This is a genomic window from Arthrobacter sp. AFG20 (assembly GCF_002892795.1).
GTDB lineage: Bacteria > Actinomycetota > Actinomycetes > Actinomycetales > Micrococcaceae > Arthrobacter.
Genome location: NZ_PJMC01000007.1, coordinates 177,239 through 192,529 on the forward strand (window position 1 = coordinate 177,239; position 15,291 = coordinate 192,529).

8 protein-coding genes are annotated in these 15,291 nt (G+C 63.3%); 5 read left to right on the top strand and 3 right to left on the bottom strand.

Annotated features, from left to right (window positions below; genetic code table 11):
* Window positions 1–141: 141 nt before the first annotated feature.
* From CXZ05_RS23100 to CXZ05_RS10675, 3 genes are all read right to left on the bottom strand, one after another.
* A complete protein-coding gene (locus CXZ05_RS23100; protein WP_180987356.1) occupies window positions 142–315 on the bottom strand; it encodes a hypothetical protein in 174 nt (57 codons plus the stop codon).
* A 587-nt stretch (window positions 316–902) separates the two neighbouring features.
* On the bottom strand, window positions 903–1,484 hold the full coding sequence (locus CXZ05_RS10670) for a histidine phosphatase family protein (protein WP_102972578.1): 582 nt from the start codon (window positions 1,482–1,484) through the stop codon (window positions 903–905).
* The gene (locus tag CXZ05_RS10675) at window positions 1,481–2,992 is read right to left on the bottom strand and encodes a CCA tRNA nucleotidyltransferase (RefSeq protein ID WP_102972579.1); all 1,512 of its coding nucleotides are present in this window, start codon (window positions 2,990–2,992) and stop codon (window positions 1,481–1,483) included. The genes CXZ05_RS10670 and CXZ05_RS10675 overlap by 4 nt, the downstream gene beginning before the upstream one ends.
* Window positions 2,993–3,139: 147 nt before the next feature.
* Here CXZ05_RS10675 and CXZ05_RS10680 point away from each other — a divergent pair, with 147 nt between their 5' ends.
* The 5 genes from CXZ05_RS10680 to trxA all read left to right on the top strand — a co-directional run bounded on the left by CXZ05_RS10680 (window position 3,140) and on the right by trxA (window position 9,386).
* Window positions 3,140–3,688, top strand: coding sequence for an NUDIX hydrolase (locus CXZ05_RS10680; protein WP_374754647.1), 549 nt, complete (start codon window positions 3,140–3,142; stop codon window positions 3,686–3,688).
* 72 nt (window positions 3,689–3,760) lie between these two features.
* The gene (gene murJ, locus CXZ05_RS10685; protein WP_102972580.1) at window positions 3,761–5,902 is read left to right on the top strand and encodes a murein biosynthesis integral membrane protein MurJ; all 2,142 of its coding nucleotides are present in this window, start codon (window positions 3,761–3,763) and stop codon (window positions 5,900–5,902) included.
* A gap of 171 nt (window positions 5,903–6,073) precedes the next feature.
* Window positions 6,074–7,786 (top strand): ABC transporter substrate-binding protein, encoded by a 1,713-nt coding sequence (locus CXZ05_RS10690; RefSeq protein WP_102972581.1) that lies wholly within the window; start codon window positions 6,074–6,076, stop codon window positions 7,784–7,786.
* A gap of 278 nt (window positions 7,787–8,064) precedes the next feature.
* Window positions 8,065–9,021, top strand: coding sequence for a thioredoxin-disulfide reductase (gene trxB / locus CXZ05_RS10695; protein WP_102972582.1), 957 nt, complete (start codon window positions 8,065–8,067; stop codon window positions 9,019–9,021).
* Between the two features lie 38 nt (window positions 9,022–9,059).
* A complete protein-coding gene (gene trxA / locus CXZ05_RS10700) occupies window positions 9,060–9,386 on the top strand; it encodes a thioredoxin (protein ID WP_102972583.1) in 327 nt (108 codons plus the stop codon).
* Window positions 9,387–15,291: the final 5,905 nt, after the last annotated feature.

Consider the following 15,291-nt stretch of genomic DNA (forward strand, 5'->3'; position numbering starts at 1 on the left):
GTCTCGAGCTTACCCACGTTAAAAGGCGGCAGCCCGCGCGTAGCCGCGCGGGCTGCCTGCGGAGACTTCTGACCGATGTGGCCCACCGGATCCTCCTCATTGCATCGAAGGCACGGATTGAGAACTGCGAAGGGTCTGGGTTCAGCGCATGCCGCTCACCTGCTGATGCATGAGCATGTAGACGTCTTCCCGTTTCTGGTCCAGCAGCTGGCCGTCGAACCGTGATTGCTGGGCCGTTGCTGCATCGGGGCTGGAAAGGCCGGCATCACCGCTGGAACCAAGGCCGGAGAAAACCTCCTGTAGTTTGCGGAGCATAGTTTTTGCACCTCCCTTCAGAAAGTGATGAAAAGAATCCGGGCATGGTGATTAGAGCCATTCGGGGATGCAAAGAAATGGCCGCAAAAGGCAGAGAAATGCCCGGCAAGGAAATAAGATCCGAAAAAGCGGAAATGTCCCACGAAACGGCAGCGCGGCAAGCCCAACAGGAAGCAGGGTTCCGAACTATGGGGGGGCTGCGCAACCGCGTGGTTCCGCTAGGACAGACCGCCGGGGTCAGAGTTTCTGCGAAAGCGGCAGAATTGCCTGCCGCTGGCCCGCCTGCTCGCCCATCACATGTGGGAGACCGGCAGGGCCGTCAGAATTAAGCTCGGGCGAGTCCATGAAGAGGGCGCGGCTCAGCAACGGAGGCGGGGAACGCGGTAATGGTCATCTTCCATCCGCTAGTCAAAGTAATCATTTTCCCAACCTCCTTTTCTGCTCTGCCGGTGCCGGCTGACTGGCCGGACAACGTGCGCCATGACCCTGGCTAATCGCTCTGGGGTCTGGAATAAAAGTACACCAGGAATGATCTGGTTGACTACTAATTTTCCGAAAATCCGAAAAACAAATGCAAAAGGCGCCTTTTACAGGCCCCAGCGGACAATGGCGGGCGTCCTTTTGTCCCAGCCCAGGGTGCAGACTTTTGCTGTTCCCAGGATGAAGTGCCGGCCCTCTTCAGGCTCGAGTTCCAGCCAGCGGGCGGTGAGGATGCGCGAAAAGTGGCCGTGGGCCACAATCAGGACGTTGTCCAGCCCTGACTCCAGGACCCGGGCCACGATCTTGTCTGCCCGGGCAGCCACATCATGCAGCTTTTCGCCGTTGGGAACCCCGTGCGTCCAGATTAGGTAGTCGGGGTTGTCCTTGCGGATCAGGTCCGAGCTGATGCCCTCATAGTCGCCGTAGTCCCATTCCACGGCCAGCGGTTCGTGGACGGCATCCGGAAACCCGGCGAGCTCCGCGGTGCGCCGGGCGCGGCGTAGAGGCGAGGTCAGGACCAGGTCGAAATCAACGCTGTCCAGGATCCTGCGCGCCTCGACCGCCTGCTGCTCGCCCTCCACCGTCAGGGGCAGGTCCGTCAGCCCGGTGTATTGGCCGCTCTTGGACCATTCGGTTTCGCCGTGCCGCAGGATCCAGAGCTGGGGTCGGGCGATGTTGGCGGCGTTCACTTGGACTCCTCGGTTAGGGAAGATTCGACGGCGGCGGGAGAGCCGGGGGACACAGAAGTAGCGGGAGCAACGGCTTCGGGCTGCTCAGCCCACCAGGCCCGGAGCCGGGACTCGGCGTCGGCCGGGTCGAGCGGGCCGTTTTCCATCCGTTCCTCCAGCAGGAACTTGTACGCCCTGCCCACGACCGGCCCGGGCTTGAGGTCCAGCAGGGCCATGATCTCGGCGCCGTTCAGGTCCGGACGGACCGCGTCCAGGGATTCCTGCTCGCGGAGGGCCGCAATCCGGGATTCGAGGTCATCGTAGGCAAAGGATAGCCGGTCAGCTTTGCGCTGGTTGCGTGTGGTGACGTCGGAGCGGGTGAGTCGGTGCAGGCGCTCCAGCAGGGGCCCGGCGTCGGTCACGTAGCGGCGCACAGCCGAGTCGGTCCAGCCGGCATCGCCGTAGCCGTAGAAGCGCATGTGCAGTTCCACGAGGCGGGCCACCGCCTTGATGGTGTCGTTGTCGAAGCGCAGGTTCTTCATCCGCTTCGTCGTCAGTTTGGACCCCACCATGTCATGGTGGCGGAAGCTGACCGCGCCGCCCGGTTCAAACCGGCGCGTAGCCGGCTTCCCGACGTCGTGCATCAGTGCCGCAAACCGCAGGGCGAAGTCGGGGCCGGGGACGGCGCCGTCGGAATCAGTCTCCAGGGCGGCCGCCTGCTCCAGGACCTGGAGGGAGTGCTGGTAGACGTCCTTGTGGCGGTGGTGTTCGTCTGCTTCGAGCCGGAGCGCGGACACCTCGGGCAGTACGAACTCGGCGAGGCCGGTATCCACCAGCAGGTCGATGCCCACGCGGGGATGCTGCCCGCACACGAGTTTGACCAGCTCATCGCGGACGCGCTCGGCCGAGATAATGCTGATGCGCTCGGCCATCCTGGTCATGGCGACGCGGACGTCGTCCCGCACGGACACTCCCAGCTGGGACGCAAACCGCGCGGCCCGCATCATCCGCAGGGGATCGTCCGAGAAGGATGCCTCGGGGGCGCCCGGGGTGGCCAGCACGGAGGCGTGCAGGTCGCGGACGCCCCCAAAGGGGTCCACCAATTCCAGGGAGGGCAGCCGCAGGGCCATGGCGTTGATGGTGAAGTCGCGGCGCAGCAGGTCGTCCGTGAGGGAGGAACCAAAGGCCACCACGGGTTTCCGGGACTCGGGGTCGTAGGCTTCGGCGCGGTAGGTGGTGATCTCGATCTGGAAGCCGGCCTTGCGCATGCCGATCGTTCCGAAGGCGCGGCCGATCTCCCAGAAGTTGTCCGCCCACTTCTTGATCAGCGCCACGGTCTGGTCCGGCGTCGCATCCGTCGTGAAATCGAGGTCGGGGGAGGTGCGGCCCAGGAAGAGGTCCCGGACCGGGCCGCCGACGAGCGACAGCTCATGACCGGCGTCCACGAACCGCTGCCCGAGCTCCAGGACCACCGGGTCCACCTGGAAGTCAACGGTGTGAAGATCAGTCTTTTGATGTGCGTGCGCCATAGTTACTTAAGCTTGTCAGAAAACCAACCCCCACCGCACCAAATCCCGTCATTGTGCGACGCCGCCGGCAAAGCCCGTCACATGCAGTCCACTTGGAAGCCATGTCCCGGTCATCACGGCGGGGCAAGAGTCGTTAGAGTGGACTGCATGGCCCATCCAGTACCGAGCGCTCCCGGCAGGAGGACGAACGCACCGTTGCCGTCGGCAATCGGTGCCCACGTCGCGCCTGCACCGCACTCGGCCCCGGCCTCCCTCCCCACCGTTGAGGAGGTCTCTGCCGGAGGCGTCGTGGTGGACACGTCCGACGACGAACTGAGGGTAGCGATTATTGCCCGCCTTAACCGGGGCGGACGGCTGGAGTGGTGCCTGCCCAAGGGCCACCCCGAGGGCCGGGAGAATAACGAGGAAGCCGCGGTCCGTGAGATTGCCGAGGAAACCGGCATCGACGGTGACATTCTGGCCCCGCTGGGCAGCATCGATTATTGGTTTACCGTCAGCGGGCACCGGGTGCACAAGACAGTGCACCACTACCTGCTGCGCGCCACCGGCGGCGAACTCACCATCGAAAACGATCCTGACAAGGAAGCGGTTGATGTTGCCTGGGTTCCCATCCACGAGCTTGCGCGCAAGCTTTCGTTCCCCAATGAACGCCGCATCGCCGACCTGGCCCGCGAAGTCCTTCCCGAGCACCTCTGACCGTCCGGCAATGCCTGCCGGATACCCCTTTGCGTGCCGCAATATCAGCGCCCGGGTGAGACGATGAAGACGATGTCAGCAGCCAATCCGTCCTCCGACCAGCCCGCACAGCCGGGCGAAACACCGCCCGGTGTGACGCCCGCCAGCGAGGCAGCCTCCAGTGCCGTGCAGCCCGGCGAGGCCCGTTCCAGCGCCATCATGGCTGCCGGGACGCTGGTGTCCCGTGTGCTGGGCTTCGGCAAGACCTGGATGCTCGCCGCGGCGCTGGGCCTGGGCTCCACCGTCACTGACACTTTCATCAACGCCAACAACCTGCCCAACCTGATCTTCCTGCTGGTGGCCGGCGGCGTGTTCAATGCCGTGCTGGTCCCGCAGATCATCAAAGCCAGCAAGGCTCCGGACAGGGGAGCGGACTACATCAGCAGGCTGCTCACGCTGGCAGTTCTCGTGCTTCTGTCCCTGACCCTGTTGGTCACGCTGTTTGCGCCGGCCGTCATCGAACTCACCACGCAGGGCTACTCGCCGCAGCAAAAGTTGCTGGCCGTGTCCTTCGCCTTCTGGTGCCTGCCGCAGATTTTCTTCTATGGCCTCTACGCGCTGCTGACGCAGATCCTCAATGCCAACGGGGCCTTCGGTCCGGCCATGTGGGCACCAATCTTCAACAACATCGTGGCCATTGCCGGTCTTGGCATGTTCATCTGGATCTTCGGTGCCAACGGCGCTGCCAACCCGCATTCGCTGGACAACTGGGGCGCGTCCCAGACGTTTTTTGTCGCCGGTTTCTCGACCATCGGAGTGGTTGCCCAGACCGCCATTCTGCTGATTCCCGTGCTCCGGCTGAAGCTGGGACTGCGCCCGCGCTTTGGCTGGCGCGGTGTGGGACTCGGCCACGCCGCAAGGCTGAGCGTGTGGACGCTACTGACGGCCGCCGTCGGGCAGTTGGCGTTCCTTTATGTCATGCGCATCGCCACCATCCCCGGTGCCCAGCGGCTTCGCCTCGAGAAGGCGGGTGACCACGGCGCCGCTGCCATGCTGCCCGGCAACGCCGTGCTCGAGGTGGCCAGCCAGCTATACCTGCTACCGCACTCGATCATCGCGCTCTCCCTGGCCACCGTGCTGTTCAACCGGATGACCCGTGCTTCCCAGGACGGGAACCGTGCAGAGCTCCGCGAGGCCCTGTCGCACGGCTTGCGGACCATGGCCGTGGCGACTGTTTTCGGAGCCTTAGCGCTTTTCGCTTTGGCGGGTCCGCTGGGCATGTTTTTCTCCGGCGGACACCCCACGGACGGCATCCTGCTGGCGCAGACGCTCACCATCCTGGCGCTCAGCACCCCGTTCATGAGCGCCAACTTCATGATGTCCCGGGTTTTCTATGCCAATGAGGACGCGCGCACGCCGTTCTACATCCAGCTGGTCCTGGCCCTGGTGAATGTGGTGGCCGCGTTCTTCATTCAGTTCCTCCCGTTCGACCAGATCATTTTCGCCATAGCCGTCCTTTATACCGCAGGGAACATCCTCTCGGTGGTCGTCTCCGCCATCTTCCTGCGCCGCCTGCTGGGGCACCTGGACGGTCCGCGGATCATCAACTCATACATCCGTATGGGCTACGCCGCCCTCGGTTCGGCCATCGCCGGTGTGGGTGCGCTGTGGCTTATGGGCAGCTACAGCCCGGTGGGCTTCGCCTGGAGCAGCCGGCCCGCCGCCCTGGCGACCATCATCGTCGTCGGGCCTGTCATGCTGGCCGTGTACCTGCTGCTGCTGAAGCTGTTCCGGGTCACCGAGCTGCGCGACCTGCTGCGGCCGCTGCTGGGGCGGCTGGGCCGCCGTTCCGGCGGGGGTTCCGGCGGGGCTTCCGGCGCACCGGCGGCTGCTCCCGCCGCCGCGGCTACCGCCGGTGCTTCGGCCGCCGGAGCGTCCGCTGGCACTGCTGCACTGCGCCGTCCGACGCCGGAACGCGCCACGGTCTCTTCGGACACCGGCCTGATTCCACGGATTTCCGGCGAGTTCGATTCTGCCTCCTTCCGTGCCGGGCCCGCGCCCCAGCCGGAACCGGAAGATTACGACGCCGCCACTTACCTTCCTGAGGAGGACGTCCCCGGGACGGCCCGCGGGAAAGGCCTGCGCGGGGAGATCCCGCTCCCGGGCCGCCGCACCTACCAGGGACCCCCCGGCCAGAACCCCCACTTCCCGTCACGGCGGAGGAAGAAAAAGTAACCCGGGAGGGAGCCGGTCAGCCCCGTCTTCCGCGGCCGTTGCACAGCATCGGCTAGGATCGAGGGGAACAAAGGTAGTTGCAGACCACGGGTCCGCCGGCGCGCCGGAGGCCTTCCAGGGCAATGCATCGCCAGGACCAGAAGCATTTCCCGGACAGGCTAGGAGGAACACGTGTCCCACCCGATCGATGTTGGATCAGTACTTGGCGGCCGCTACAAGGTCACGGCCACAGTGCTGAGCTCACATGACCAGGATCTGGTGCTGGACGGTGTGGACCAGGTGCTGAACCGTTCGGTCAGCATCCTGGTGGCCGGCCCGTATAACGCCGACCAGGTGGCGCAAAGTGCCCGGGAAGTGGCCACTGGGGAGCGCCCCGGGAACGTGCAGATTTTGGACCTTGGTGTCAGCGACGCCACGACCTACCTGATCACCAACCACACCTCCGCCGCTGACCTGCTGGACCTCGTGGTTGCTTCCAACCCGCCCTACGTGGAGCCCTTCTTCACGGACACCCTGGGCAGCGAGATCTTCGGCCAGGCGCGCTCCCACGAACCCGAAACCTACGACGAAGACGACGAGGTCGAAGCCGGGTACATCAACTACAGCGAAGGCCAGTCCGGGCCGGGCGGGCAGTACCCTGCCACCGCCCCGGCCCCTGCCGGCGGCCGGTCCGCCCACGGGGCCACGGCTCCGCAGGGACGCGGGCAGCAGGCTGCTGCGCAGGCACCCACGGCGCCGGTCCGGAAGGCTCCCGTTGTGCCGCCGCTTCCCGCTGCCCGCCCCCTCGCGGGTCCGGCAGCAGGTGCCGCCGGCGCGGCCGCCGCAGGCGCGTCTGGTTCGCGGGGAAACCGGCAGGGCGTCCCGGAGACCACTGCGCCGCAGCCGGTTCAGCCGGACCGGGGCTACGAGCAGGACGCCGGCCAGGAAACGGGCCAGCACGACAACGTTGAGCAGGCGCTCCTGCAGCGCGACCACAACCGCTCCGGAAACGCCGCACGCGGAGCCGCCGGTGCAGGTGCGGCAGCCGCAGCGTCCGGCGACGGCCGCAGCTCGTCCAAGGTGTCGCTGTGGTCCGAGAACGACTATGACTACGTCCCCGAAGACGGGTATGACGACGAGGGCAGCGACGCGCACGAGCCGGACCGCCGTGCAGGCAATTTCCCTCCCGTCGCCCGCACCGGCGCTGCTCCCGCAGCCGATTACTACGACGATGACGACGACGAGCCACAGAAGGAGCCGCGTTCCATGCGTTGGCTCGTTGGCGGCCTTCTCGCGGCCGTCCTGATCGTCGGACTCATCTTTGCCGTGACCAACCTCGGCAGCCTCTTCAAGAGCGCACCGCAAACGGAAGCAACCCCCGGAGCCACCGCACCGCCGTCGGCTGCCACCCAGCCGAGTACCGGTACGCCGACCCAAAGCACCGCTCCGGCAGCAGGGCCGCCGGCCATCGAGGGAATCACCCGCCAAGGCAACTTTGATTTCGCTTCGACGTACGACGGCGACCTCGGCAAGGCGTCCGACGGCAACGCGGCGAGCTACTGGTCCGACATGGAGTTCGCCACCGAGGACTGGGGCGGCCTTGCTCCCGAGGGTGTCCCGCTGGTGGTCAAGCTCAAGAGCCCTTCCAAGGTTTCCTCGATCACCCTGAACCAGTTGGGTGCCTCGGGCGGAAGCATCACGGTCTTCACTAACGACCGCCCGTCGCTGGACGGTGCAAAGCAGGTGGGAACCAACAGCTTCACCTCGCCTGACCTCACCATGCCTCTGGCCGAACCGGTGACTGCCCAGTACGTTATCGTCTCGATCAAGAACCTGCCCAAGCTCGCAGCTCCGAAGACCCGCTTTGGCTACGGCCTGCGGCTCGCGGAGATCAAGGTCCAGTAGAGGACCCTGGCCAATAGTGGACCCCGCCCGGCAGGGGACGCGGGCTTGCAAGGGACGCTGCGTTCACCGGTCACGTTCCTTGCGGACGTAACCGGCATGCCCTGAGGTTGCCGGAGACGGTACCCTTGTGGGAAGTCCCGTGGGCGGTGTTCTCTTGCAGGCACGGGCGTTTCCGCCTGCCTGCAAATACGTTTGGAATATTCCACACTGCCAATCAGTTGTGCCATGTGGCCGGCCGGAAGGCTGGCGCATCGACAAAGGAAGAGGTTCACCGTTCAGTGAGCACCGCAGAAAACAGCGCGTCAGAAGTACGTGATGTCATCATCGTCGGCTCCGGCCCTGCAGGCTACACGGCCGCCGTATACACGGCCCGCGCCAACCTGAAGCCGCTGCTTCTGGCTGGCTCCGTCACCGCGGGCGGTGAGCTCATGAACACCACCGACGTCGAGAATTACCCTGGCTTCCCCGAGGGCATCATGGGACCTGACCTCATGGAGAACTTCGAGAAGCAGGCTGCCCGCTTCGGCACCGAGATCCAGTTTGAGGACGTGACCGCCCTGGATCTGGACGGCGACATCAAGACCGTCACCATCGCAACGGGGGAGACCTTCCGCGCCCGCGCCATCATCCTGTCCACCGGCTCGGCGTACCGCGAGCTCGGCCTGGCAAACGAAAAGCGGCTCTCCGGCCACGGCGTCAGCTGGTGCGCAACCTGCGACGGTTTCTTCTTCAAGGACCAGGACATCGCAGTGATCGGTGGCGGCGACTCGGCCATGGAGGAGGCGCTCTTCCTCACCAAGTTCGCCAAGTCCGTAACGGTCGTCCACCGCCGCGACACGCTGAAGGCCTCCAAGATCATGGGTGACCGGGCACAGGCCCACGAGAAGATCAACTTCGTGTGGAACACCGCCGTCGAGAACGTCCTCGGCGAAGACAAGGTCACCGGCCTGAAGCTGAAGAACCTGGTCGACGGCACCGAGTCCGAACTTGCCGTGACCGGCGTCTTCGTGGCTATCGGCAACGATCCGCGCACCGAGCTAGTCAAGGGGAGCCTGGAGATCACGGATGCCGGGACCGTCGCCGTCGAAGGCCGCAGTTCGCGCACCAGCATCAAGGGCGTCTTCGCCGCCGGCGACGTTGTGGACCCGACCTACCGCCAGGCGATCACTGCATCTGGTTCCGGCTGTGTCGCAGCGATCGACGTCGAGCACTACCTCGCAGACCTTCACGCCTGACCGGCGCTGAGAATCATTCGAAGAGAGAGACAAGGGTTATGAGCAACGCAAAAGACGTAACAGACGCAAGCTTCAGCACAGACGTACTCGCCGCCGACAAGCCGGTAATCGTTGACTTCTGGGCCGAATGGTGCGGTCCGTGCCGCAAGCTGGGTCCCATCCTGGATGAGATCTCTGTGGAGTACGGCGAAAAGGTCAACGTCGTCAAGGTAAATGTTGATGACAACCCTGCCATCGCCGCCGAGTACGGCATCACATCCATTCCTGCCGTGTACCTGTTCCAGGGCGGCGAAGTGAAGAGCACTGTCATCGGTGCCAAGCCGAAGCAGTTCTTCGAGAAGGAATTCGCGGAAGTCTTGTCCTAGCCCCAACAGGCCTGGCGCGATACCAGACAGGCAACTCCGGCGACAGGTGTCGCCAGAAGGTGGTCATCACTCCTAGGGGAGCGGTGGCCACCTTTTTGTTCCCCAGATGGACCTCGGTGGTCATGGGCTCCTCGTTGAGGGCGACATCTTGGGGAGCCGGCAGAAGGAAACCTTTCACGGTCTCGTTCTACGTGGTTCCTCGCCCAAGATCCCTCCGCCATCCCGAACTAGCGATACCGGCGGTCTGTGGCTACGACCACCGCGAACCGCGGCCTACAGAATCTGAGTCGTTCAAGATCCGGGTGGCTCGACATTGCCGCACTACCCGGCTAGCGCCGAATGGCCGAGGCCCCTGCTGGCGGCCGGCTTGACCTGCGGAGTGTTTCACGTGAAACAGGGCCGGTCCCCGGACTCTCTGGAAGGAAGGCCACACCAAGGCCCGCAGATCCCTCCCAATCCAGCTTCGTGACTAAACCTTCTCAGTGCAGTGACTGGCGCTCTCATTGTCCGACTCGTGAACTCCCCGTGGTCAACGCAGTACTAATGGTGCGTCTCGGATGGGGAGCGCTATATGCGTAGCAGTAGGCTGCCCGCCCGTAAGGATAGCAATGAACGTTGACGACGGTTGTCCCGCTGGATGCCTCCCGACGGCAAACTCTATCGCCGGCCACCCCGCCAAACTCGATGCAGGACACCAACGATCCCCACAAGGGATCACCTGGCAGTCCGGTTTCGATGCCGAATGCAGCCTCAGCTGCAGCCCCCTAGGCAGCATCCACGGCAAGCGACCAATGTTCATCTACTCCTTAGAGACCCAGCCTTTGCGTAGGACCAGACAGACCACGAGCTCCCCAGCTACCCCCGAGGCCGCTCCGGTTTCACGTGAAACAGTCTGTCCGATCGTGGTGGTCGAATGGCGGTGCGGGGACCAGCGATTTAGCGGGCTCCGAAAGCATTGTTCAATCCCTGGAACGTGCGGGCCAAGTCTTCCTACGCACCCTCCTGCCAATCAGCCGATACCGAGCGGGCTACCAACTGGCCCGTCGGTGCATCCACGAAGACCGACCACTAGTCATGCACAGGGCCTCCTCTAATCGTCATGAAACGTGGAAAGACTGCACACGCTGGGCTGCGCACCCGTACGTAGCGCACAATTGCTCCTCGTTCCCGAACACGCCAACGCTACGCGGACGCCACGGAACAGGACCTTAATGAGGGCGGCATGGCAGTGTATCCAAGAGTTTCGGTCGGGCGCGATCAGGCCAAGAGACGGGCGTCGGACGAAAAATTCCGCACAACTGGTCACGAACAGCCTGCGAGTCTGGCATGAAGCACGTTTCTCCATACAACGGGGCACGGCATTTTCTACTGGCGACGGGGTACGGGATCTTGGTCGGACGCGTTGGCTCCTCCACATTTTCCGCCCATCATTTTACGCCCATCGCTGCCGAGCACCGAAAGTTGCCGCACGGGGTGCTGACTCCACTGTCCAGGCCAGCCGGCGTAGTGCGGTCAACTGCCCCGTTTCGGGCATGCGAATCGGAATGAAGGCCGGTCAGCACGCTCGTACTGAAGGAAGATTTGGGATCTCTGGCTCGCCCTTATCCTTGCGCTGGAGCTTGACGCGGTGCGTGCCGGGTGAACAGTGGCAGCCATGGGAGAACGAGCATCATGAACACCGCCGCCACATTACAAAGGCGGGCTCCTGGACCACCCGCCTGTGCGCTTTAGATCGCGGTGCATGCGCAGCCCCAAAGTAACATCGTCAGCGTCAGGCAGAACCGGCGGACGAAGCGTCCTGGATGTTTCACGTAAAACGAAGACCTTGACCATGTCGGCATGCTCCGATCCGGCAACACGCGTTTCACATGAAACATCGTCCGCAGGTGACACTGCTGTCGCTTCCAGGTCGACTCTCTACGATGACGTGACAGGGACAGGAGAGCGGACGACTCATTCCATTTCTGGGAGAAGCTAGTGTCCACCGTTTCAGGCCGGGAAGCCTAGGAGCTAGTTTGTGCAACCTATATAGCGCGTTATGCGCCTATAGGGCGTTGGTCGCGCGTTTCCGGCTGCGCGACACATCGCCCCAGAAAAGCCCTCCGCGTCCTCGTATCGAAGAACCGTTCTGTGAACACGGACATCAACAGCCATGAACCTGTGCTTCTGCCAAGACACGTCGGCCGTGTTTCGAACGGGCTGCAACTGCCTAGCAGGCGCGAACGGTTTCACGTGAAACCATGACCTTGTGCCCACGTTGGACGATTCCACAACGGTAATACGACGCCGGGCATGATGGTCAACAACAAGGAACAGTGCGACTTCCGGTCTTTCCCCGTCCGACTGCCCCTTGGATTCTGCAGGCCATCCTCCGCGCTCTGACTTAAGACCTGCGCAGGACCAAGCCGTCCATAACTCCTACTTACGGCGTGGGGGCGTGTTCGTAGTCGCCGGATCCCGTACGTACGGTAGGCGTCTGCTGCCAGCCAGACCGCCAATGGCGCCTACCGTGCCGGATTGGGACGATGGATTCCAGTCCGCTTCGGGGCCTGGGTTTGTGCAGCCCGCACCCCGGGCAGCACGACGCATGCGTGCCGGAAGAGAATCGAGTGTGAAAGGGCGGAACATTGGCCCGTGGCCTGCTCACGACATATACCCCTACTGGTGTCGGCCGTGCTGATTTCAACGCACGGGTAGTACTGACCGCCCGCCATCGACCCCAGCGGATGACCACGGAATGGTGTCCTGCCATTGCCGGCACAGACTTACGATGTTTCGACTGCGGCCCAGAGGTCCCGCGTGGGTCCCACCGAACCTACATCTTCGGTGAGATTCTCCGCGCCATCCAGGACCATCGCCTTCCGGAGGCCGTCGTGCGTGCAAATTCTCGATGCCCACTGCTTTCCTGGGAGGGGTTAGGCCCAAATTCATGCCCGGTCCACGTTGTTGGAGGAGGACGAAGGTAGGACGCACGCCGTCCAACTCTGGTCTACCCACCCACGTCTGCCGTTATGTTTTTGCGGCGGTGATGGCCAGCTCAGCGATGGGTACTGCCACGATCCTTTGTCCCACCCTGATCAGCAGCCGGCCGCTCAGTAGGTGACCGGCCTAGGAGACGGATGCAGCGCTTGCATAAGTGCCCTGCACCTGCCAGGGGAACGCCGGGGGACTAGATGGGCACCCAAACTTGGCCCACTCGCTGGACCAGACATTAGTGGGCGAAAGCGCAAGATCAGAAATCTCTGTTGTCATCGTCGGAACGGTGATCGCAAGTTCCTTCGGCGTCCTTAATGACCACCTCCAGGGGGATCTGTAGGGTCACACGGGCCGATGTATTGAGACTCACGGTGACATTATTCACAGTCTTATCCACATGTGTTTCCACAGCGTTATCCACAAGCTGATCGACAGCCCTCGGCCGCCCCGCGGGCTCGCCCGCTCTGTCAGTGAAGAACCTCTGAACTAGTCCAGCTTGGTGGATGCCGCGCGCACGGGCTCAGCGCCCGCGTTTGGTGAAATGCGCCAGCCCCCAGGCGAGCCAAATCATGCAAAAAATCATCGACAAGTTAACCGATTTGATTCGAAAAACGGGTCGGCTACCCACAGCCAGGCTAAGGGCCATGGGCGGGCATGCGATTGCCGTGCAGTTTCACGTGAAACACCCACAGCGCTGGCAGCGTCGTTGCGCCAATCCAGTCAGAACCAACTCGTACCAGATAGCCCCCGGCTCCTACGACCAACGCCGCCAGAACGCTTTTGCCCACAGGGTTATCCACAGCTTTATCCACCGACTTATCACCAAGCCTTGGAGCTCAGGGAACATGTTCAAAACCACGCGTCAGTTCCTCTCGGACAGCACTCGTCGTCTTGACTGTTAACACCGACCGCCGGACACCTTACAGGTCCGACTAGGTTCACACCGCCACGAGCTGCGGTCAGGCCGACCACGCAGTCGCTCCGCACGGATTGGACCTCGACTAGCGGGGGAGAACTGTCCAAGGGTGGGTAGTACATCACCCTGGCGCCTGCCACGGCGGAGACCGCGTGGGCCGCACAAGTGGCTGACCGGAACATTCGGTTCAGGCGGGGAGCATGTCCATCCTTTCCTTCCCGGTGCGGTTAAAGCCAGACTGAACTCGCTCGTATGACCCACTCGTTCTCCGCTTCCGCCCGGCACGGGAGACTCGTTTCTGCAGCTAAGCCTCGTCGTTTCACACGGTCCGTCGGAGCAAGTGACTGTCCACGTCGCAGGGCGGGCAGTACCGGCCGACCCGGGCCGAGATCTCCAAGCGACCGCCCGTCATTCCGGCGACACCCCTACGAACGTTTCACGTGAAACCACCGCCCGGCGCGGAATCTGACGAAGGAGTGAAGAAATGTGACCGGTACGGACACGCACGGTAGTCGCAGGTTGAGGCTTGGACCGACTGATACCGAGCCCAACGAGAGGCCACACCGCTCGGCGTCGCCGCTGCCGGATCGAGCGGAGGCACGCCCTCGGACAACCACTCGGGCCAGCGCCGCACGAGGCGCCGTCCGCGGGAGGCACTTCTCACTAGCTGCGGTTTAGGGTCAGGACCAATTGCTCACCGCTGCACACCGTCCGGTAGCCTGATCCTGCGATCTCGCGGCGTCCCTCGGTTCCCGGTTCTCGTTCTCTATGCCGCAATCCCGATGTAGGCTTCCACACACCCGTGATGAGCAGTAAGCCGCGGGCAGGCTAAGACGCGCGTCCAACCCCTCTGCACCCAGCCCGAGGACCATACGAGGTGGATGTGCCATACTCGCCGGCCCACTCCTGGCATTCGAGCGTGTTGGCCTGAACTGAACAATAGGCAGCTAACCGCTACCGGGTCGTCCACTTCTCTTGAACGACACATGCGTGCCCATCGGGAGCCGGCCGTTTCACGTGAAACATGCCCTAACGAAGTGCGTATGCGAAACGTCGCGCCCGAACGCCCGCTGGATACGTGCTAAAAGCGGCACCGGCGCCTCCAGGAAAGCCGCATCGGCAAAATAGCGCAGCGGAGGCAACGACTTAATCGGTGCGTTCGTCATTGCAAAATGAGCCTAGGAACTAGGGTACCCGCCATCTGCTCACCGTTGAGCAGCAGTCGGCACCTGATACTTGGTCAGGCCCTAGCAGACATGGCAATTGGCCTACTACCGCAGCACGAAGAATGGGTTGCAACGCAAGCATCGCAGAATGGGCTGCGGGGCAGGGACCAATCAAATTTCGCTAGTCCGCGGCACGACAGAGAGAGGCATCCGGGCGGCATCCCGGACCCACTGGTCACGCCAACTGCCAACTAGGCGGAGGCAGCACTGCCACAGCTGAAATAGTGGTCTGCGTGGATGTACAGCGCGCCCGCGGACCACCCCGGCCCATGTTTCACGTGAAACAGAGCAGCGATCGGGAAATGGCCATCACACCGAACGCGTAGCGCCCACACGAAGACTGGCACCCGGCTGATGTTGGGTCCATGCCGTACTCCAGAAGCACCACAGCACTGGTGGCCCTTCCACCGCTGAGACCCGCGGCCAGGAGACGCCGGCCCCCTCGACTTTTCGCTTCATGAGGGCCAGTGGGCGTGCCAAAAGCCCGCAAACCCTAGAACCCCTTGCAGGAGTGCCTAGGTGGCGCCTAGTGCGACCACAAGCGTCTACCGTGCCCCTAAAGGCCGGCAAACCTCCACGCTAAACAAGCACCCTTTCCCGAAAACTCGTCTGTACGGCTGGACCGCGCGAAACCACCGGAACGCTTTACCCGCGATCATATCTACGAAGTCCATCCGTCGAGGGAATGAGAAGCAAAGTGGGGTCAGCGCGGAAAATGTGAGGCATGCCGAGTCAAGCACAGACGTAGGGACTGCAAGGGTTCACTTTATCCCGCATAAGTGCCTAG

Excerpts from the sequence above, each read along its gene's own strand:
- CXZ05_RS10675 (WP_102972579.1), bottom strand. The coding sequence starts at position 2,992 with ATGGCGCACGCACATCAAAAGACTGATCTTCACACCGTTGACTTCCAG.
- CXZ05_RS23100 (WP_180987356.1), bottom strand. The coding sequence starts at position 315 with ATGCTCCGCAAACTACAGGAGGTTTTCTCCGGCCTTGGTTCCAGCGGT.
- trxA (WP_102972583.1), top strand. The coding sequence starts at position 9,060 with ATGAGCAACGCAAAAGACGTAACAGACGCAAGCTTCAGCACAGACGTA.
- murJ (WP_102972580.1), top strand. The coding sequence starts at position 3,761 with ATGTCAGCAGCCAATCCGTCCTCCGACCAGCCCGCACAGCCGGGCGAA.
- CXZ05_RS10680 (WP_374754647.1), top strand. The coding sequence starts at position 3,140 with ATGGCCCATCCAGTACCGAGCGCTCCCGGCAGGAGGACGAACGCACCG.